General features: G+C 75.4%; 14 protein-coding genes. 10 read left to right on the forward strand and 4 right to left on the reverse strand.

Annotation, left to right across the window (positions count from 1 at the left end):
* Positions 1 to 82 precede the first annotated feature (82 nt).
* Together ACWDRR_RS03710 and ACWDRR_RS03715 are read left to right on the forward strand one after the other, a co-directional pair.
* On the forward strand, positions 83 to 1591 hold the full coding sequence (locus ACWDRR_RS03710; protein WP_449770548.1) for an APC family permease: 1509 nt from the start codon (positions 83 to 85) through the stop codon (positions 1589 to 1591).
* Complete coding sequence (locus ACWDRR_RS03715; protein WP_449770549.1) at positions 1588 to 3234, forward strand: amidohydrolase; 1647 nt, start codon at positions 1588 to 1590, stop codon at positions 3232 to 3234. The genes ACWDRR_RS03710 and ACWDRR_RS03715 overlap by 4 nt, the downstream gene beginning before the upstream one ends.
* A gap of 92 nt (positions 3235 to 3326) precedes the next feature.
* Here the strand turns inward: ACWDRR_RS03715 and lysA are convergent, their stop codons facing one another.
* Positions 3327 to 4805, reverse strand: a complete 1479-nt coding sequence (lysA, locus tag ACWDRR_RS03720; protein WP_449770550.1) for a diaminopimelate decarboxylase — start codon at positions 4803 to 4805, stop codon at positions 3327 to 3329.
* A gap of 70 nt (positions 4806 to 4875) precedes the next feature.
* Complete coding sequence (locus tag ACWDRR_RS03725) at positions 4876 to 5133, reverse strand: hypothetical protein (protein ID WP_449770551.1); 258 nt, start codon at positions 5131 to 5133, stop codon at positions 4876 to 4878.
* Between the two features lie 395 nt (positions 5134 to 5528).
* On the opposite strand from ACWDRR_RS03725, the gene ACWDRR_RS03730 reads away from it, so the two are divergent.
* From ACWDRR_RS03730 to ACWDRR_RS03755, 6 genes are all read left to right on the forward strand, one after another.
* Positions 5529 to 6305 (forward strand): ABC transporter ATP-binding protein, encoded by a 777-nt coding sequence (locus ACWDRR_RS03730; RefSeq protein WP_449770552.1) that lies wholly within the window; start codon positions 5529 to 5531, stop codon positions 6303 to 6305.
* Positions 6302 to 9046 carry an FtsX-like permease family protein gene (locus tag ACWDRR_RS03735; RefSeq protein ID WP_449770553.1) on the forward strand — a complete coding sequence of 915 codons (2745 nt, stop codon included), beginning with the start codon at positions 6302 to 6304 and terminating at the stop codon, positions 9044 to 9046. Before ACWDRR_RS03730 ends, ACWDRR_RS03735 begins: the two co-directional genes overlap by 4 nt.
* Before the next feature lie 140 nt (positions 9047 to 9186).
* Entirely contained in the window at positions 9187 to 9801 is a 615-nt protein-coding gene (locus tag ACWDRR_RS03740) for a GNAT family N-acetyltransferase (RefSeq protein WP_449770554.1), read from the forward strand.
* 95 nt (positions 9802 to 9896) lie between these two features.
* Positions 9897 to 10655 carry an SOS response-associated peptidase gene (locus ACWDRR_RS03745; RefSeq protein ID WP_449770555.1) on the forward strand — a complete coding sequence of 253 codons (759 nt, stop codon included), beginning with the start codon at positions 9897 to 9899 and terminating at the stop codon, positions 10653 to 10655.
* A 211-nt stretch (positions 10656 to 10866) separates the two neighbouring features.
* Complete coding sequence (locus ACWDRR_RS03750) at positions 10867 to 14742, forward strand: amino acid adenylation domain-containing protein (RefSeq protein ID WP_449770556.1); 3876 nt, start codon at positions 10867 to 10869, stop codon at positions 14740 to 14742.
* A gap of 144 nt (positions 14743 to 14886) precedes the next feature.
* Positions 14887 to 16608, forward strand: a complete 1722-nt coding sequence (locus ACWDRR_RS03755) for a peptide-N4-asparagine amidase (protein ID WP_449770557.1) — start codon at positions 14887 to 14889, stop codon at positions 16606 to 16608.
* 21 nt (positions 16609 to 16629) lie between these two features.
* Here ACWDRR_RS03755 and ACWDRR_RS03760 read toward each other — a convergent pair whose 3' ends face one another.
* Positions 16630 to 17205, reverse strand: a complete 576-nt coding sequence (locus tag ACWDRR_RS03760) for an NADPH-dependent FMN reductase (protein ID WP_449770558.1) — start codon at positions 17203 to 17205, stop codon at positions 16630 to 16632.
* A gap of 158 nt (positions 17206 to 17363) precedes the next feature.
* Here ACWDRR_RS03760 and ACWDRR_RS03765 point away from each other — a divergent pair, with 158 nt between their 5' ends.
* Both ACWDRR_RS03765 and ACWDRR_RS03770 read left to right on the forward strand, forming a co-directional pair.
* Positions 17364 to 18236, forward strand: coding sequence for a pirin family protein (locus tag ACWDRR_RS03765; RefSeq protein WP_449770559.1), 873 nt, complete (start codon positions 17364 to 17366; stop codon positions 18234 to 18236).
* 152 nt (positions 18237 to 18388) lie between these two features.
* Complete coding sequence (locus ACWDRR_RS03770; protein WP_449770560.1) at positions 18389 to 19069, forward strand: TetR/AcrR family transcriptional regulator; 681 nt, start codon at positions 18389 to 18391, stop codon at positions 19067 to 19069.
* Positions 19070 to 19093: 24 nt separating this feature from the next.
* Here the strand turns inward: ACWDRR_RS03770 and ACWDRR_RS03775 are convergent, their stop codons facing one another.
* Positions 19094 to 20332: a styrene monooxygenase/indole monooxygenase family protein gene (locus tag ACWDRR_RS03775; protein WP_449770561.1), complete on the reverse strand. Its 1239-nt coding sequence runs from the start codon at positions 20330 to 20332 to the stop codon at positions 19094 to 19096.

The raw sequence follows: 20332 nt of genomic DNA on the forward strand, positions 1-20332 counted from the left end.
ACAGCCCAAAGGCCTTGACGCCTTCTTTTCACCCACCCTTCAATGGTCGGACACCTTCCCCGTGAGAGAGTCCGGTCCCCCGATGGTCTCTTCCCCTCCCCCACAGCCCGCCGGCTCCCCCCGGCCCGCGGTCGAGGCGCTCCCCCGTTCACTGGGCGTCTTCGGCGGGGTCCTGCTGACCCTGTCCTGCGTCACCCCGGCCTCGTCGCTCTTCATCGTGGTGCCCCCGCTGCTGATGTCGCAGGGCAGCGGCGCCGTGATCAGCCTGCTGCTGGCCGCCGTGCTCTCGCTGGGCGTCGGCCTCTGCTACGCCGAACTCGGCACCCTGGTGCCCAGCGCCGGCGGCGAGTACTCGATCGTCGGCCAGGTGCTCGGACGGCTGGCCGGCTGGCTGGTCTTCATGATCTCGATCGTCTCGCTGCTGGTCATCCCGCCGATCATCGCGCTCGGCACCGCCGACTACCTCGGCTCGGTGCTCTCGCTGGACCCGGCGGTCGCCGGCGCCGCCGTGATGGCGCTGGCCGTCGCGGTCGGCGTCCTGGACATCAAGTCCAACGCCCTGATCACCGGCGTCTTCCTCGGGCTCGAAGTGCTCGCCGCCGGCATCGTCGCGGTGCTCGGCTTCACCCACGTCCACCAGCCGGTGTCCTCGCTGGTGCACGCCGTCGTCCCGGACGGGCAGGGCGGGACCGGGCCGTTCACCCTCGGGCTGCTGATCTCCGGGCTCGCGGTGGCGATGTTCACCTACAACGGCTTCGGCACCGCCGTCTACCTCTCCGAGGACCTGCGCGACCCGCGCCGCTCGGTCGCCCGTACGGTGCTCTGGTCGTTGCTGGCCGGGGTCGTGGTGATCACCGTCCCGGTCGTGGCGATCTGCCTCGGGGTCGACTCGCCCGACCGGCTGGCGGCCGGCGACCTGGTCGCCATCGTCGACTCCTGGGCCGGCAGCACCGTGGGCACCTTCGTCAGCCTCTGCATCGCCGCCGCCATCCTCAACGCCGTCATCGTCATGGTGATCCAGAACGGCCGGGTGCTGTACGCGTCGGCCCGTGACCGCACCTGGCCCGACCCGGTCAACCGGGCGCTCGGCACGCTGCACCCGCGCTGGGGCTCCCCGTGGGTCGCCACGCTCGCGATCGGCGCGCCCGGCGCCGTCCTGGCCCTGACCGTGCCGATCGACGCGCTGCTCGGCTTCACCGGGGTCGTCGTCGCCGTCATCTACCTGCTGCTCGGCGTCGCCGCGCTGCTCGCCCGGCGCGGCCGCCACCGGGGCGCCGCCGCCTGGCGGATGCCGCTGTGGCCCGTCGCCCCCGTGCTCACCACCGTGGTGCTCGGCTACGCGCTCACCCAGCAGGCCCCGCGGGACCTGCTGATCACCCTCGCCGTGCTGCTCGTCGGGGTCCTGTACTGGTTCCTCTACCTGCGCCCGCGCAGCGCGACCCACTGGGTGCTCAGCCTCCCGGCCGACCAGGCCGACGCCGGCCGCACCGACGCCGGCGGGCCCGACGCTCCCGCCGCGCCCGCCGACCGCACCCCCGCTCCCGCTTCCGCTTCCGCTTCCGCTTCCGCCACCGTTTCGGAGACCCCGTGAACCGCCCCGCCGACCTGATCGTCCACAACGCCCACGTTCACACCGTGGACGACCGCCGCCCGCGCGCCGAGGCGGTCGCCGTCCGCGACGGCCGGATCGTCCACGTCGGCGACGGCGAGGACTGGCGCGCCCTGGCCGGCCCGGACACCGAGGTGGTGGACGGCCGGGGGCGGCTGCTGGTGCCCGGCTTCGTCGACAGCCACAACCACGTCCGGCTCGGCTCCGACGCCGCCTGCGTCCAACTCGCCGGCGCCACCGACCTGCCCGAGATCGGCCGCCGGATCACCGAGTGGCTGGACCGCAACCCCGGCGCCGACTGGATCGAGGCCGAGGCCTTCGACTACACCGCCGTACCCGGCGGCCGGATGCCCACCGCCGCCGACCTCGACCCGTTCACCGGCGACCGCCCCGCCCTGGTCCTCAGCTACGACGTGCACACCGCCTGGCTCAACACCGCCGCGCTGCGCCGCCTCGGCATCACCGCCGACACCCGCGAACTCGCCTTCGGCACCGTCCGGAAGGACCCGGCCACCGGCGAACCCACCGGCTTCCTCACCGACTTCGCGGTGCGCGGCCTCTCCCGCGACGGGCACCGCGCGCTGCGCGCGGCCGGCGTGCCGTGGGCCGACCCGGACCGGCAGTACGGACGCCTCACCGCCAGCCTCGACCTGGCCGCCCGCTACGGCATCACCACCGTCGTCGAACCGCAGAACTCGCTCGACGACCTCGCCCTGTTCGAGCGGGCCATCGCCGAGGGCCGGCTGCGCTCGCGCCTGGTCGCCGCGCTGTTCCACCCGCGCGGCACCACCGGGGCGGAGCTCGCCGAGTTCGCCGCGGCCGCCCGCCGCCACACCGGCGACCGCTTCCGGGTCGGCCCGCTGAAGCTGTACATCGACGACGTGGTGGAGCCGCACACCGCCGCGCTGCTGGAGCCCTACGCGGGCCACCACAGCCACCGGGGCGAGACCTTCTACCCCGCCGAGGAGTTCGCCGAGCTGCTGACGGCGCTCGACGCGGCCGGCTTCCAGGCCTTCGTGCACGCGACCGGGGACCGCGGCATCCGCACCGTGCTGGACGCCGTCGAGCACGCCCGCCGGGTCAACGGCCCGCGCGACGCCCGGCACCAGGTCGTCCACGTCGAGTGCCTCGACCCGGCCGACGTGCCCCGCTTCGCCGAACTCGGCGTGGTCGCCTGCATGCAGCCCCGGCACTGCTCCCCCGACATCGCCGGCCCCGGCAAGGACTGGGCCGAGGCGGTGGGCGAGCGGCGCTGGTCCAAGGCGTGGCCGATGCGCAGCCTCCAGGAGGCCGGTGCGACGCTCGCCTTCTCCAGCGACTGGAACGTCGCCGAGATGGACCCGCTGGTCGGCCTCTACACCGCCGTCACCCGCCGGGGCCTGGCCGGCGGCGACCCGTGGATGGACGGTGAGACCGTCTCGCTGGCCACCGCCCTGCGCGGGTACACCCTCGGCAGCGCCTACGCCAACTTCCTGGACGACCGCCTCGGGTCGCTCACCCCCGGCAAGCTCGCCGACCTCGTCCTGCTCTCCGAGGACCTGTTCACCCTCGACCCGAAGGCGATCCTGGAGGCCCGGGTCGAGCTGAGCGTCGTCGACGGGGAGGTCGTGCACCGGGCGTCCTAGCCACCGGCACCGGCCCGGGTCTCGTAGCCACCGGCGCGGGCCCGGGCCTCGCGGCCGCCGGCGCGGGCCGCGCCACCGGCGGTCCGGCACGGTCAGCGGCCGACCTCCCGGGCCCGGTAGTCCTCGACGGTCTCACGGCGGATCAGCAGCCGGGCCCGGCCGTCCCGGACGGCCGCGACGGCCGGGCGCCCGACCAGGTTGTAGCCGGAGGCCATCGAGAGCTGGTAGGCCCCGGCCGCCGGGACGGCCAGCAGGTCCCCGGCCCGCAGGTCGGCCGGGAGGGCGGCGTCGCGGACCAGCACGTCGCCGGCCTCGCAGTGCCGGCCGACCACGTCCGCCCGGGCCGTCGGGGCGTCGGAGCGCCGGCCGACCAGCCGCACGGTGTACGGGGAGCCGTAGAGCGCGGGCCGCGGGTTGTCGCTCATGCCGCCGTCGACGGCGGCGAAGACCCGCCCGTCGGCGCCGTGCTTCACGGACAGCACCCGGTAGAGGGCCACCCCGGCCGGCCCGGCGACGGCCCGGCCTGGCTCGACCACCAGGCGCGGCACCGCGAGCCCGGCCCCGGCGCAGCGGTCGGCGAGCCGCTGCGGCACCCGGGCGGCGAAGTCGGCGAGGTCGAAGGCGTCGTCCCCGGGCAGGTAGCGGATGCCGTGGCCGCCACCGAGGTCCAGTTCGGGCAGCTCGACGCCGTGCCGGTCGCGCAGCTCGGTCAGGAACGCCACCACGGTGTCCACGGCGGCCAGGTAGGGCTCGGTCCCGGTGATCTGGGAGCCCAGGTGGCAGTGCAGGCCGACCAGTTCGAGCCCGGGCTGGGCCAGCACCCGGGCGATCGCGTCGGCCGCGTCCCCGCCCTCGATCGGGAAGCCGAACTTCTGGCCGCCGACGCCCGTGCGCACCGCCGCGTGGTGGCCGGCCGCGATGCCCGGGACGACCCGGACCAGCACCCGTTGCGGCGTGTCGGCGGCCACCAGGGCGGCCAGCCGGGCGATCTCCCCCGGCCCGTCGATGACGATCCGGCCGACCCGCAGCCGCCGGGCGAGCCGGAGCTCCTCCGGCGTCTTGGCGTTGCCGTGCAGCACGATCCGCTGCGCCGGGAACCCGGCCGAGGCGGCCAGCCAGAGCTCGCCGGAGGAGCAGACGTCCAGGCCGAGGCCCTCCTCGGCGACCCAGTCGGCCATCGCGCTGCAGAGGAACGCCTTGGCCGCGTAGAGCACGTCGGCGTGCGGCAGGGCCTGCCGGTAGGCGCGGGCGCGGGCCCGCACCTCGTCCTCGTCCAGGACGTACAGCGGGGTGCCGAACCGGTCGGCGGCCTCGGCGAGGCCGACCCCGCCGACCAGCAGCTCCCCGCCGGGGGCGGCGTGCGCCGAGGCCGGCCAGGGGGCGCCGAGCGGCTCGGCGGCCGCCGGCGGTGCGGCGACCGGTGCGGCGCTCGGCGCGGCGCTCGGCACGGCGGCGTGCGCCGAGGCCGGCCCGGCGCCCGGTACGGGGTCGGCCCGGCGGGCGGGGGCAACGGCGGGGGCGGGGACGGGGACGGGAAGGACGGCGAGCGGGGTGGCGGACGGCTTCGTCATGGCGTGCTGCTCCTGCGGGGAGGTCGGGGAGGGCGTCGCGCCGGCGGTGTCGCGCGCGGCGGGGGCGGCGTCAGTCGAGGTACTGCAGGGCGATCCGGCAGTGCGCGGCCCGACCGCGCGGCTGCCGGGCGGCGGCGCCGGACGGCTCGTCGTCGTCCTCGTCCCCCTCGGGCCGGACGGCGGCGACCGGCGCGAGACCGCGGCGGCGCGGCGGCAGGGCGTTGCGCTCGACGGCGGCGAGCGGCCGGGCTTCAGCGGCGCCTGCGGCGAGCGGCCGGGCTTCGGCGGCGCCTGCGGCGAAGGTGAAGAGGACCTGGGTGTCGCTCATGGCGGACGTTCCTTCCGGGTGACCGCGGGCCGCCGGTGCGGGCCCGCAGCTCCAGTGGAGCCCCGGTCCGCCGATGCCGCAGCCGGCCTTGACGCGGGGCCTACGCCCAACGGTCCCTCCTTGACGGCTTCCTGACGTCCGCCGGCGCGAACGGGTGCCTTCCCCGGGCCCTCCCGGCCGGCGCCGCCCGGGCCCGGACCGGGCCCGTGGTGGACGCCGGACCACAGCCCACTGGCGCCCGGGACCGTCCATCGGACAAGATATGTCGGCCGACTGCATATACTTTTGCTCGGCAGGTGCGATATACATACGGGGTATGCAAGCCAGGCCGGCCCGGAGGCGTCCCGCCCCGTCGGCCGAGGGCTTTCCACGCCCTATCTCTCCAAGGGGGACCCATGATCAAGAGCAGTCCGTCCAGGAACGGCACCGGCCCGGTGCTGCACCTGGACAACGTCACCCGGGTGCACGGCCGGGGCGCGGCCGAGGTGCACGCGCTGCGCGGGGTGGACCTCAAGGTGCAGGCCGGCGAGTTCGTCGCGGTGATGGGCCCGTCCGGCTCCGGCAAGTCGACCCTGCTCACGCTCGCCGGCGGCCTGGACGCACCGAGCACCGGCCAGGTCCTGGTCGAGGGCGTCGCACTGGGCGGCCTCAGCCGCAAGAAGCTCGCCGCCGCGCGGCGCCGCTCGATCGGCTACGTCTTCCAGGACTACAACCTGATACCGGCCCTCACCGCCGTCGAGAACATCTCCCTGCCGCGGGAACTCGACGGCGCCCCGGGGCGGGTGACGCGCCGCGAGGCACTGGCCGCGCTGGAGGAGCTCGGCATCCCCGAACTGGCCTCCCGCTTCCCCGACGACATGTCCGGCGGCCAGCAGCAGCGCGTCGCGATCGCCCGCGCCCTGATCGGCGACCGCCGCCTCGTCCTCGCCGACGAGCCCACCGGCGCCCTCGACTCCACCACCGGCGAGGCCGTCCTCGGCGTCCTGCGCGCCCGCTGCGACGCCGGCGCCGCCGCGATGATGGTCACCCACGAACCCCGGCACGCCGCCTGGGCCGACCGCGTGGTCTTCCTCCGCGACGGGCTGATCGTCGACGAGGGCTTCGGCCGCAGCGCCGAGAGCCTGCACACGATGGCCGCCCGCCACGGGAACCGGATCGAGGCCACCGGATGAAGCTCGGACCCCTGAAGGTCGCGCTGCGGATCGCCCGCCGCGACGCCCTGCGCGCCAAGGGCCGCAGCGCCCTCGTCATCGCCATGATCTCGCTGCCCGTCCTCGGCGTGGCCGGCGCCGACATCGTCTACCGCAGCGGCCAACTCGCCCCGGTGGAGCGGGTCGAGCGGCTGCTCGGCGGGGCCGACGCACTCGTCACCGCCTACCAGCCCGGCAGCACGGTCGAGCAGCTCCCCTTCGCCGAGGACGGCGCACTGGCCCTCGGCGTCAAGCCCGGCCAGGCACCGACTCCGGAGCAGGCCCGCAGCGCCGGCGCCGACCCGGCCGCCCTGCTGCGGGAGCTGCTGCCCGGCGCCACCCTGCTGCCGGCCGCCGCCGGCCTCAACGCGAGCGCCGCCTCGCCCACCGGCCTGCTGCGGACGGAGACCTCCGAGGCCGACCTCACCGACCCGGTCTGGAAGGGCCGGCTCGACCTGGTCGAGGGCCGCACCCCGACCGCCGCCCACGAAGCGGCCGTCACCCGGGAGTTCCTCGCCGAGTCCGGTCTGCGTCTCGGCGACACCACCACCCTCAAGGGGCTGGAGAAGACGCCGTTCACCGTGACCGGTGTCGTCGAGAACCCCGGTGATCTCGCCAAGGTCGAGTTCGTCGGCCGCCCCGGCGAGGTCGTCGCCCAGCTCGCCGCGGCCGCGCCGGCCGCCGCCAAGCCCCCGACCGGGGCCGGCGAGCGCTCGACCCCGGGCAAGCCGGCCTGGCTGATCCGGCTGCCTGGCGGGGCGTCCCTCGACTGGGAGGGCGTCAAGAAGCTCAACACGTACGGCTTCAGCGCGACCTCGCGCGCGGTGGCCCTCGACCCGCCACCCGCGTCCCAGGTGTCGTACAAGCGGCTGGACTTCGGCTCCACCAGCACGCTGCGCTCCGACAGCGCCGTCGTGGTGGCCACCGTCGCGGGCATGGCCCTGCTGGAGGTCGCCCTGCTCGCCGGGCCCGCCTTCGCCGTCGGCGCCCGCCGCTCCCGCCGCCAGCTCGCGCTGGTCGGTGCGAGCGGTGGCGACCGCGGCCACATCGCGGCCGTGGTGCTCGGCTCGGGCCTGGTGCTCGGCGCGGTCGGCGCGATCGCCGGCGTGACGCTCGGGACCGGCCTGGTCGCCCTGATCCGCCCGTGGATCGAGGAGACCGCCGGCAGCCGCTTCGGCCACTTCGGCCTCGAAGCGCCCGACCTGATCGCGATCGCCCTCGTCGGCGTCGTCACCGCCCTGCTCGCGGCGGCGCTGCCCGCCCTGCAGGCCGCCCGGCAGAGCGTCACCGCGGGCCTCACCGGCCGCGACACCGTCAAGCCGCCGAGCCGCTGGACCACCGCCGCCGGCGCGGTGCTCTTCGTCGCCGGTGCGGCCGCCGCGCTGCTCGCGGTGGGCACCAACGACGGTACCGGCCGCGGCATTCCGGTCTTCGCCGGCCTGGACGCGCAGACCCTGATGGTGCTCGCGGGCTCCGCCACCGCCGAACTGGGCCTGCTCGCGCTGACCCCGCTGCTGATCGCCCTCTGCGGCCGGCTCGCCCGCTTCCTGCCGCTCGGCGGCCGGCTCGCCCTGCGCGACTCGGCCCGGCACCGCGGCCGCACCGCCCCGGCCATCGCGGCCGTGATGGCCGCCGTCGCCGGCTCCGTGGCCGTCGGCCTCTACACCGCCAGCACCGAGGCCCGGGACGCCGCCTCCTACCGGCCGCACAGCCCGGTCAACTCCGTCTCGCTCGGCGTCCTCCCCGACGCCCCGCAGCTCCCCCAGCTGCGCGCGGCGATCGAGCAGGACCTCCCCGACCTCGGGGAGCGCGCCGACCTCTTCACCGCGGTCTACTCCTGGTGCCCCGAGTGCTCCAGCAACGTCAGCCTCAAGGACAACCTCGGACGCGGCGCGCGCACCCTCGTCGTCGGCGACGCCGCCGTGCTGCACAACGCCTTCGCCGTCCGCGACCAGGCCGCCGACCAGGCCCTCGCCGCGGGCAAGGCCGTCGTCTTCGACCGCGCCCAGCTCAGCGGCGACAACAAGGTCGTGCTCCAGCTGACCGGTGGCTTCGTCACCCCGCCGCAGCCGGGCGCCAACCCGACGCAGGACGTCCGGGAGATCGCCGTCGACGCCGTCCTGGTCGAGAACCCGGACGCCGCCCGGTACGGGACCGGCGTCATCGGCGCCAAGACGATCACCGGTCTGGGCCTGAGCACCAAGGCCAGCGGCTCCGTGTGGCTGCCGCCCACCGCACCGGACCGCAAGGCCGCGCAGCGGGCCGCGGCCACCGCCGACCGCATCCTGGGGAGCGCCACGCTCGACGTGGAACGCGGGTTCCAGCCGAAGGGCGACCTGCCGACCCTCGCCCTCACCGGCTTCGCCGCGCTGGTCGTGCTCGGCGCCGCGTGCATCGCCACCGGCCTCGCCGCCGCCGACTCCCGGCGCGACCAGGCGACGCTGGCCGCCGTCGGGGCGCCGCCGGGGATCCGCCGGAGCCTGTCCGGCATCCAGTGCGCGCTGATCGCCGTCCTGGGCGCCGCGCTCGGCACCGTCAACGGGTTCGTCCCGGCGATCGCCCTGCTCAAGGCCCGCGCCCTCGACTACCCCGGGGCCGTCGACCCGATCGTCGTGCCCTGGGCGGACGTCGCGCTCACGACCCTCGCCGTCCCGCTGCTCGCCGGGCTGCTGGCCGTCGTGTTCACCCGCTCCGACGCCCCGCTCACCCGCCGGCTCGGCTGAGTCCGCACCGGCCCCCCGGGCGCCGTCCCCCCGCACCGCGCGGGGGGACGGCGCCCGTCCGCGTGCCCCTGTCCCGCCCGGCGCCCCGGCACCGTCGTACGCTGACGATCACCCTCTCCCGGCCTTCCGAAGGTGGCGCAGTGAACCGACCGACCCCACCCGTGACCGCCCGCACGGCGACGTCCGCCGACGTCGACGCGATCGTCGCCACCCTGACGACCGCCTTCTTCGACGACCCGCTCTGGGGGCCGGCGTTCCCCGACCGCGAGCGGCGGGCGGCCCAGGCCTCCGCGATGTGGCGCCTGTTCGCCACCTCGGCGCTGCGCTACCCCTGGACGCTGGTGACGCCGAACGTCGAGTCCGCCGCGCTGTGGATCCCGCCCGGCGGCACCGACCTCAGCCCCGAGGAGCAGGAGACCTTCGAGGAGTTCATGCTGGGCGTCACCGACCGGGCCACCACCGACGGCCTGCTCGACATCCTCGGGCTCCTCGAAGAGGCCCACCCGAAGGGCGAACCGCACTTCTTCCTCAGCCTGCTCGCCACCCACGGCGACCACCGCGGCCACGGCCTCGGCATGGGCCTGCTCGCCGAGAACCTCGCCCGGATCGACGCCCTCGGCGGCGCCGCCTACCTGGAGTCCTGCAACCCCGCCAACAACGAGCGCTACGAACGGGCGGGCTTCAGCGAGCTCGACCGGGTCACCGTCCCCTCCGGCCACGTCGTCTCGACCATGTGGCGCCCGGCCCGCCGCTGAGCGGCCCCCGGCCGGGGGCCGTCCACCGGCCCCCGGCACCGCCCGCGGGCCCGGGTCTGTGGCCCCGCCGGCCGGGTGGTGGCAGAGTGGCGCCCATGTGCGGCCGCTTCGTCTCCACCACCACGCCCCAGGACCTGCTCGGCCTGCTCGGGGTGACCGGCTGGACGCCCGCCGAGACCCTCGCGCCGAGCTGGAACGTGGCCCCCACGGACCCGGTGTGGACGGTCCTGGAGCGGGTCGACCGCGAGACGGGCGAACTCGCCCGCCGGCTCCGCCCGGTGCGGTGGGGGCTCGTCCCCTCCTGGTCGAAGGACCCGGCCACCGGCGCCAAGCTGATCAACGCCCGGGCCGAGACGGTGCACGAGAAGCCCGCCTTCCGCTCCGCCTTCGCCAAGCGCCGCTGCGTCCTCCCCGCCGACGGCTACTACGAGTGGGTACCGGTGCCGGCAGCCGAGGGCCGCAAGGCCTACAAGCAGCCGTACTACCTCCACCCCCGCGCCGGCGGACCGCTGGTGATGGCCGGACTGTACGAGTTCTGGCGCGACCGCTCGCTGCCCGAGGAGGACCCGGCGGCCTGGCTCACCACCGCGACGATCATCACCACCGACGCCACCGACGCGGCCGGCCGGGTCCACGACCGGATGCCGCTCACCATCGGCCCGGACGACCTCGACGCCTGGCTCGACCCGGACCACACCGACCCGGCCGGCCTGCGGCGGCTCCTCCACACCCCGGCCGGCGACGAACTCGCGGTCCGGCCGGTCTCCACCGCCGTCAACAGCGTCCGCAACAACGGCGCCGACCTGCTGGAGGCCGTACCGGACCCGGTGGGCCGCGGCGACGGGCCCGGCTGACCGGCCGGCCCACCGACAACCCCCGGCCCGGGACCAGCGGCCCGGCCCCGGGTACGGGGCCCGGGACCGGCCCGGGCGGGGCCGGACGACGGCCGGGCGAAGAGACGGCCCGTGCCCCACGCGGCCGGGACAGCGGGTGGCGGAGCTTGGGTGACAAGCCCGGTACGCCGGGCGACGTCCTCCGACTTCGCCACCCGATGGGGATCCCACCATGTCCGCACAGTCCGTGCAGCTCACCGTCCACGACACCCGCCGCGCCCGCTGCCTGCCCGACCTGCTCGACCGGCAGGTGGCCGCCCGGCCGGACGCCGTCGCCGTGACCGGCGGCGGCGCACACCTCAGTTACCGGGAACTCGGCGCCGCCGCCACCGAGCTGGGCGCCCGCCTGCACCACCTCGGGGTGGGGGAGGACGACTGCGTCGGCCTCTACGTCGACCCCTCGGCGGAGCTGATGGTGGGGGCCTGGGGAATCCTCTACGCCGGGGCCGCCTACCTGCCGCTCTCCCCGGAGTACCCCGAGGACCGGATCCGCTACATGATCGAGGACAGCCGGACCGGGGTGATCGTCACCCAGGAGCACCTCCGGAGCCGGCTGGCCGCCCTCGCCCCGCCGGGCGTCCGGATCGTCACCCCCGCCGACCCGGACGGCGTCCACGACGTCCGGGGGGCCGACGGCGCCCACCCGTTCCCGCACCAGAGCCAGGGCCCGGGCGACCCGCCGCCGAGCCCCCGGCCGGAGTCGCTCGCGTACGTCATCTACACCTCGGGCAGCACCGGCCGGCCCAAGGGCGTGATGATCGAGCACCGCAGCATCGTGTCCCAGCTGCGCTGGCTGATCGCCTGCGGGCACCTCGGGACGGACGCCACCGTGCTGCAGAAGACGCCGATGAGCTTCGACGCGGCGCAGTGGGAGATCCTGGCGCCCGCCGGCGGCGCGCACGTGGTCATGGGCGCGCCGGGCGTCTACCGGGACCCGGAGGCCCTGATCGACACCGTCCGGGAGCACGGGGTGACCACGCTGCAGTGCGTGCCCACCCTGCTCCAGGCGCTGCTGGACACCGAGCGCCTCGGCGGCTGCGACACGCTCCGGCGGCTCTACTCGGGCGGCGAGGCGCTCTCCCGCCGGCTCGCCCGCGCGCTGGCCGCCGAGCTGCCGCGGACCACCCTGGTCAACCTCTATGGGCCGACCGAGTGCACGATCAACGCGACCGCCCAGCTCGTCGACGCCGCCGCCGTGGGCGGGGACGCCGGGTCGGTGCCGATCGGGGTGCCGGTCGACCGCACCCACTGCTTCGTCCTCGACGGGGACCTGGCGCCCGTCGGCCCCGGCGCGACCGGCGAGCTCTACATCGGCGGCGTCCAGCTCGCCCGGGGCTACCTGAACCGGCCCGATCTGACGGCGGAGCGCTTCGTCGCCTCGCCCCACCTCCCGGGCGAACGCCTGTACCGCACCGGGGACCTCGCCCACTGGAACCCGGACGGCACGCTCCACTGCGCCGGCCGGGTGGACAACCAGGTCAAGCTGCGGGGCTACCGGGTCGAGCTGGACGAGATCGCGCTCGCCATCGAGGAGCACACCTGGGTCAGCCGGGCGGCCGCGATCGTCACCGACGCCCCGCGGACGGGCCACCGGAACCTGGTGGCGTGCGTGGAGCTGAATCCCCGGGAGGCCGCCCTGATGGACCAGGGGAACCACGGCGGCCACCACCAGTCCAAGGCGAGCCGGCTCCAGGTCCGGGCGCAGCTGTCCGACCCCGGTGTGCGGGACGCCGACGAGCTGGCCGGCCGGCCGGTGGTGGCGCTGCCCGGGAGGCGGGAGAGCGCGCGGCAGCGGCGGGAGACCTTCGCCCGCAAGACCTACCGCTTCTACGAGGGCGGACCGGTCACCCGGGACGACCTGCTGGCGCTGCTCGCCCCGGGCCCCGTCCCGGGGCCCGCCGGACCGGGCTCCGCCGGACCGGGCCTCGCCGAACTGGGCCGGATCCTGAGGTGGTTCGGGCAGTTCCGCAGCGCCGAGCGGCTGCTGCCGAAGTACGCCTACGCCTCCCCCGGCGCGCTGTACGCCACCCAGCTGTACCTGGAGACCGGCGGCGGCCACGGGCTGGACGCCGGCGTGTACTACTACCACCCGGTCGAGCACACCCTGGTGCGGGTCGGCGACGGCCGCGGGGGCCCGGGCCCGACCGTCCACTTCCTCGGCAAGCGGCGTGCGATAGCGCCGGTGTACCGGAACAACATCCAGGAGGTGCTGGAGTTCGAGGCTGGCCACATGGTGGGCGTGTTCGAGGAGGTGCTGCCCGCCCACGGGCTGGCCATCCGCCCGCTCGGCCTCCTCCCCTCCGCCCGGTCCGGGCTGGACGTGGCCGAGGAGGACCACTACCTCGGCTCCTTCGGGATCGGCCCCGCCGACGGCCGGCCGCGGCCGGACCGCACCGAGTTCTACCTCCAGGCCCACCCCGGGGGCGTCGAGGGGCTGGCCGCCGGCCAGTACCGCTACGCGGACGGCGCGTTGGTGCGGATCTCGGACGAGCTGGTGCAGTCCAGGCACGTGATCGCGATCAACCAGCAGGTGTACGAGCGGGCCGGCTTCGGCATCACCGCCGTCGGCCGGGCCGACGAGCCGTGGCTGGAGTACATCGGCCTGGGGACGGCCCTGCACCGCTTGCAGCGCCGGGGCCTGGGCCTCGGCCTCGGGCTGATGTCCTCCGGCTACAGCTCGAAGTCCGGGCACCCGCTGCCGGCCGCGCGGCGGATCGACGCCGTCCTGGCCTCCTGCGGGATCGAGCCCGGTCCGTCGTACTTCTTCCTCGGCGGGAAGGTGAGCGAGGAGCAGATCCGCAGCGAGGGCATGATCGAGGACGCCGTCCACATGAAGGGGCCGGCCGAGATCGTCCGGGACGAACTGGCCGCCGTCCTGCCCGACTACATGCTCCCCAACAAGGTCCTCGTCCTGGACCGGCTGCCGCTGACCGCCAACGGCAAGGTCGACGCGAAGGCGCTCGCCGCCGATGCGGCGGTCCGCGGCGCCGACGCGGGCGGCCCGGACGTCCCGCCGTCGACGCCGACCGAGCACCGGCTGGCCGCGGCCTGGGGCGGGGCGCTGCGGTACGAGGACGTCTCGGTGGAGGACGACTTCTTCGCCGCCGGCGGCAACTCGCTGATCGCCGTGGCGCTGATCAACCGGCTCAACCGGGAGTTCGGCACCCGGCTGCCGCTGCAGGTCCTCTTCGAGAGTCCGAAACTGGCCGACCTGGCCGCCCGGATCGACGACGACGCGGGCGGGCCCGGCTCGCGGCTGGTGCCGCTGCACCGCGGGGGCACCGGCGGCCCGGTGTTCTGTTGGCCCGGGCTCGGCGGCTACCCGATGAACCTGCGCCTGCTCGGGAGTTCGGTGGGCCGGCCGTTCTACGGGATCCAGGCGCACGGCATCAACGCCGGGGAGACGCCGTACCCGACGATCCGGGAGACGGCCGCGGCCGACCTCGCCGAGATCCGCCGGGTTCGGCCCGAGGGGCCCTACACCCTGTGGGGCTACTCCTTCGGGGCCCGGGTCGCCTTCGAGACGGCCTGGCAGCTGGAGCAGGCCGGCGAGCGGGTGGCGGACCTGCTGCTGATCTGCCCCGGCAACCCGGAGCTGCGCCGGCTCGACGGCGGGCGCCACGGGCGCGAGGCCTCGTACCGCAACCCGGCCTACGTGGCCATCCTCTACTCGGTCTTCGCCGGCTCGGTCACCGGGCCCGACCTGGACGCGTGCCTGGCCGAGGCGCACGACGAGGACGGCTTCACGGCCTTCGTCCACCGCCTCCTGCCGGAGCTGGACGAGGAGTTGATCCGCCGGATCGCCCGGATCGTCGGGGAGACCTACGAGTTCGACTACAGCTTCGGCGAACTCGCGCGGCGGCGGCTGGACGCCCCGGTGACCATCGTCAAGGCCGCCGGCGACGACTACTCGTTCATCGAGGGGAGTTCGGGCTACTCGGCCGCGCCGCCGACCGTGCTCGAACTGGCCGGCGACCACTACGGCGTGCTGCGGGAGCGGGGCGTCGCGGAGCTGGTCGCCGCGATCCTGGCCCGGCCGGCCGGCTGAGCGGGCGTCGCTCCCGCGCGGCGGCGCGGCACCGCCCGGCGGTGCCGCGCCGCCGGGCGCTGCCCCCTTCACTGATTGACGATGACATGCCATGGTCGGGGCGACCGCCCGGACCGCCCGTCCGGGCCGAGGAGAGGGAGACCCTTGGCCGTCCACCCGCTGATCCGCCGCAGGCCCGCACCCGGCCGACCCGGCCGGCCCGCCCGCCGGAGCCCCGCCCGCCGGGCCGCCCGCCTGCTCGGCGCCGTCGTCCTCGCCCTCACCGGCGCGCTGACGGCCGCCGGCCCCGCGCACGCCGACTTCGGCACCGACTACCACGACCCGCTCACCGCGGCGAAGCCGCTCACCCGGCCGGACACCCGCAGCTGCACCGTCGAGGCGATGCACGACCGGCCGTTCCGCGACGGCTACGGCAACCCGCCGGACACCCCGTACACCGCCACCGTCACACCGCCCGCCGCGTGCGCCGGACCCTGGTCGGCGGTCGTGCTGACCCTGCACGGACAGGTCGCCGGGCGGCAGTTCGACCGCCTGTTCACCGTCCGGATCGGCGGCGTGCAGGTGCTGCTCTCCTCCACCCCCGAGCCGTCCGCGGACGGCATCGAGTGGACGGTCGAACGGGACGTCACCCGCTACGCACCGCTGTTCGCGGACGGCCCGCAGCCGTTCGCCTTCGACCTCGCCAACGTCACCGACGCCACCTACACCGGCGTCTTCCGGATCACCGCCGAGCTCACCTTCCACACCACCTCCGCCCGGTGGCCCGCCGCCCGCACCGCCGACCGGCTGCTCACCACCGGGCCGTTCGGTCTCACCCGGGACGCGCCGACCGCCAGCCGCGACCTCGCCTTCCCGCCGAACCTGGAACGCCTGACCGCCGAGGTGTACGCCCGCGGCGGCGGCGCCTGCGAGGAGTTCGCGTACGCCTCCGCACCGGACGAGTTCGTCCGCGCCAACCCCGGCCTCGGCGCCTGCGGCAAGGGCCCGTTCCGCGAGCTGCGGCTGACCGTGGACGGGCGGGTGGCCGGCGCGGTCTGGCCGTACCCCGTGATCTACACCGGCGGCTGGGACCCGTTGCTCTGGCGGCCCACCCCCGGCATCTTCGCCTTCGACCTGCCCGCCTACCGGCTCGACCTCACCCCGTACGTCGGCCTGCTGCTGGACGGGCGCCCGCACGCCGTCGGCATCACCGTCAACGCCGCCGAGGCGCAGAGCAACGACCTCTGGTCGGGCCAGGTCAACCTGTTCGCCGAGCTCGACCACGGCGCCGCCCGCACCACCGGGGCGCTCACCGAGTACCTGGTCGCCCCGGAGGCGGCCGTCTCCACCGCCCTGGCCGACCACGGCGGCGGCAGCGGCGACTGGGCCGTCACCGCGGGCCGGCACGACCGGGCCCGCGGCTGGGTGCAGACCTCGCACGGCCGGATCACCACCGAGGTCCGCGACACCCTCGCCTTCGGCTCGACCCAGCAGTTCCGGGACGGCGGCAACGACCTGACGCTGCACGACCGCACCGACCTGACCCGCACCAGCACCAGCTGGGGCGGCGGCCCGCAGCGGACCACCACCGTCCGCGAGGGCGCGCCGCTGGACGTCGAGTACCGCGTCACCCACGACGCGGCCGGCGCGAGCGACCAGCGCACCACCATGGACCTCGGCTACCACCGCGACGCCACCAGCAGTGTCGGCGGCCGGACCACCGAGCGCTCCACGGTGGACCACACCCTGCGCCCGACCGCCCACCGGCACGACGGCGACACCACCGTCCGCACCGGAGGATCCGTCGAGGACTACCGCAGCACCGGCCCCGAGGGCCCGTACCACCGCGCCATCACCACGGTGGACGGCTGGCCGACGAGCCGGTAGCGCCCTCGCGGACCGCACCGCTCAGCGCGCGCCGGCGGCGTCGATCTTCGCCTGCAGGGCCTCCAGCAGGCCCTGCAGGAGCCCGATGGTGGTCTCGTCGGTGAGATCGCCCGCGGCGTCGAAGCGCTCGTGCGAGCGGAAGACGACGACCTCGGGCTTGACCACGACGTCGGTGTCGGTCCAGACGAACACCTGGCGCAGCGCCAGCTGGGCGCGGACACTGCCGAAGTTGGTCGGGGCGGCGCCGAGGATCGCCGTGGGCTTGCGGTGCAGCGGCAGGCCCTCCGCCTTGGTCCAGTCGGTGCTCAGCCAGTCGAGGGCGTTCTTGAGCACGCCGGGGATCGAGTAGTTGAACTCGGGCGTGGCGATGAGCAGGCCGTCGGCGGCCAGCACGCGGCGGCGCAGGTCGTTCACGACGGCCGGCCGCAGCTCGGGGGTGTCGAGGTCCTGGTCGTACGCGGGGATGTCGCGCAGACCGTCGTAGATCTCGATCTCCTGACCGACGGGGCCGAACTTCCGGGCGGCGTGCAGCAGCCGGGTGTTGTGCGAGTCGGCGCGCAGCGAGCCGGAGATGGCGAGGATCGTGGCGGTGGCCATGGTGGCGCTCCTTCAGTCGTGCGGTACGGGAGGGGAGTTGTCGGCCGCTCCGGGAGCCGGGCGACCTCGACACCGAGGAAACTAAACCGATCAGTTCATCGTGTCAACCGAACGGTTCAGTCTTGACAGTGAACTGAATCGTGTAGTTCATTCGACCCATGACCACCACCACCGCCACGCGGTCCACCGTCCGGGTCGTCCGCCCCGTCCACACCTACGAGGGGGCGGGCTTCCCGGTCCGCCGGCCCTTCCCCACCGCCGACCTGCCCTTCCTCGACCCGTTCCTGATGGTCGACCAGGTCGGCCCGGTGGAGCTCGCGCCGGGCGAGGCCAAGGGCGCCCCGCCGCACCCGCACCGGGGCTTCGAGACCATCCAGTACGTCATCGCCGGCGACATCGCGAACGCCGACTCGCGGGGCCACCGCGCCGTCGTCCGCGCCGGCGGCGTGCAGTGGCTCACCGCCGGCTCCGGGATCGTCCACGAGGCGCTGCCCACCGAGGAGTTCCTCGCCACGGGCGGGCTGCAGCACCTGCTGCAGATCTGGGTCAACCTGCCGGCCCGCCTCAAGACCGTCCCGCCGCGCAGCCAGAACGCCGGGGCCGGCGACCTCCCGGTGGTGACCACGGACGGCGGCGCCGAACTCACCGTCCTCGCCGGCAGCACCCACGGCGTCACCGGGCCGTTCGCGACCCACACCCCGGTGCTCGTCGTGCACACCCGCCTGGCGGCCGGCGGTCGGGCCGAGTTCACCGCCCCCGTCGGGCACAACGCGATGCTGTACGTCCTGTCCGGCGAGGCCGCCACCCCCGACGCACAGCTCCCGGACGGCCATCTCGCGGTGCTCGCGCAGGACGGCGAGCGCTTCACCGTCGAGGCGCCGGGCGGGGCGGCCGAGGTCCTGGTGCTGGCCGGCGAGCCGATCGGCGAGCCGGTCGCCCGCAGCGGGCCCTTCGTGATGAACACCGTCGCCGAGCTGCACCAGGCCCAGCGGGACTTCGACCGCGGCCTGATGGGGCGGCTCCCGCGGTGAACCCACCCGGGCCCCGGTGAACCCCGCCCCGGCCCCGGTGAACCCCGCCCCAGCCCCCGGGCGGACCGGCGCCGCCGCCTTTGCGAACCAAACCGTTCAGTTCATACACTGGGGCACCCCGCATCCAGGACCAGACCCCAGAGGACACCGCCATGGGCGCCGACACAGCGGACGCGACGGACGAGTACGGCATCCCGATCATCCCGGACCCCACCGACGCCGCCCAGCGCAAGCGCCGCGCGATCATCGACTCGGCCCTCACCGAATTCCTGGCCGAGGGCTACTCGGCCGCGTCCATGGACGTGATCACCGGCCGCTCCGGCGTCTCCAAGGCGACCATCTACAAGCACTTCGGCAGCAAGGAGCGCCTGTTCCTGGCCGTCATCGGCGGCGTGCTGCCCAAGACCTACGCCGGGCTCGAGTCCTGCACCTCCACCCTCGTCCGGGCCCCCGACCTGCGGGAGGCCCTGATCGACCTCACCACCGCCTGGGCCCGCGTCCTGCTGCGCCCCGACATCATGTCGCTGCGCCGACTGGTCATCGGCGAGACGGAGCGCTTCCCGCAGCTGGGCCGGCTCTGGTACCGGCTCAGCTACGACATGATCAACGGGCCGCTGACCGAGGCGTTCACCGAGCTGGACCGACTCGGGAGGCTGACCGCCCCCGAACCGGAGCTCGCCGTCCAGCAGTTGGTGGCCGTCACGCTCGGCGTCCCCCAGCTGATGACGACCTTCGACTCCGACACCGTGCTCGACGACGCCCACCTGGCCACCCTGATCGGCTCCGGCGTCGACCTCCTGCTCGCCCGGTACGCGGGCCGCGCCGACGGCTGAACGGACCGCCGGGCGGCCCGGGGCCTACGCCCCGACCGAGGCCAGGTAGGCCGCGGTCGACTCCGGGGTGGCGAGCCAGGCGGCGTAGTCCTCCGGCTCCGCGTAGGTGTTGGCGAGCCGGCGGGCGACCGCCGGGTGCTCCGCGGCGGCGGCGAAGACACCCTGGAGGTGCTCCGGCGCCGCCAGCATCGCGGTGGTGAAGTCGACGGTGTGGCGGGCGTGCCGCCGCCAGAACTCCTCGAAGGTGTCGTGCATCCACGCGGCCGTGAACGGCGCCCCGCCGCGCTCGGTGATCGCCCGCAGATAGGCGTCCGCGGCCCGGGCGGCGCTGTTCGCGCCCTGGCCGGTGATCGGGTCGTTCAGCACCACCGCGTCACCGAGGCCGAGCACATGGACCTCCCCGGCGCCGCCGTCCAGCCGCGCCACCGGCCGGCGGACCGTCGGCGTGAGCGCCCCGTACAGGCCGGCCCCCGCGTCGGTCGGCTCGGCGGCGCCCCACAACCGCGCCTCCCACGGCAGGTACGCGCCCAGGACCTCGCGGATCCGGGCCAACTGCGCGGCGGGGCCCGGGCGGTCGGGGAAGCAGTCCAGCGGCCCGCCGGGCACCGCCTCCCAGAGCAGGATCGCGCACGGCCCCGAGAGGGTCAGCGCCGGCTGCAGGTACAACTCCCCCAGGCCGGGCAGCGCGTGCATCCGGGCGCTCGGTTCCGTCGCCGGGTCCGGCGAGCCGACGCCGTGCGCGTAGAGGCAGGACAGCACCCGCTGCGGCGCGTCGTGCGGCGAGCGCCGGGCGTCCCGCTCGAAGATCCCGGCGAGTTCGCCCCGGCCGGCGGCCACCACCGTCAGCTCGTGCCGCTCGGCGAGCTCCCGCAGGCCCGCGCGGTCCAGGGTGCGGTACTCCACCCAGCCGCCGCGCTCGGCGACCAGCTCCAGCCAGCGGGCCGTCTTCAGCCGCTGGTCCACCGACTGGGCCGGCTCGTCGAGCGTCATGGTGAACTCCAGCGCCCGGACCCCGGGCGGCGCCGCGAGCACCGAGCGGACCGAGGAGACCGCGGGCGTCCGGTCGGCCCACAGGTCCAGCCCCGCCGCCCGCTCGATCCGCAGCGCCGGACCGAACATCGCCTGGGTGGAGAGCACCGGACCGCCGCGCACCTGCGCCGGCGTCCGCGCCGCCACGACCGTCACCTCGTACCCGCCCGCGAGCAGTCCGAGCGCCAGCTGCAGGCCCGCCTGACCCGCTCCGACGACGGCGATCCGACGCAT

The sequence above is a fragment of the Kitasatospora sp. NPDC003701 genome, from assembly GCF_053587085.1.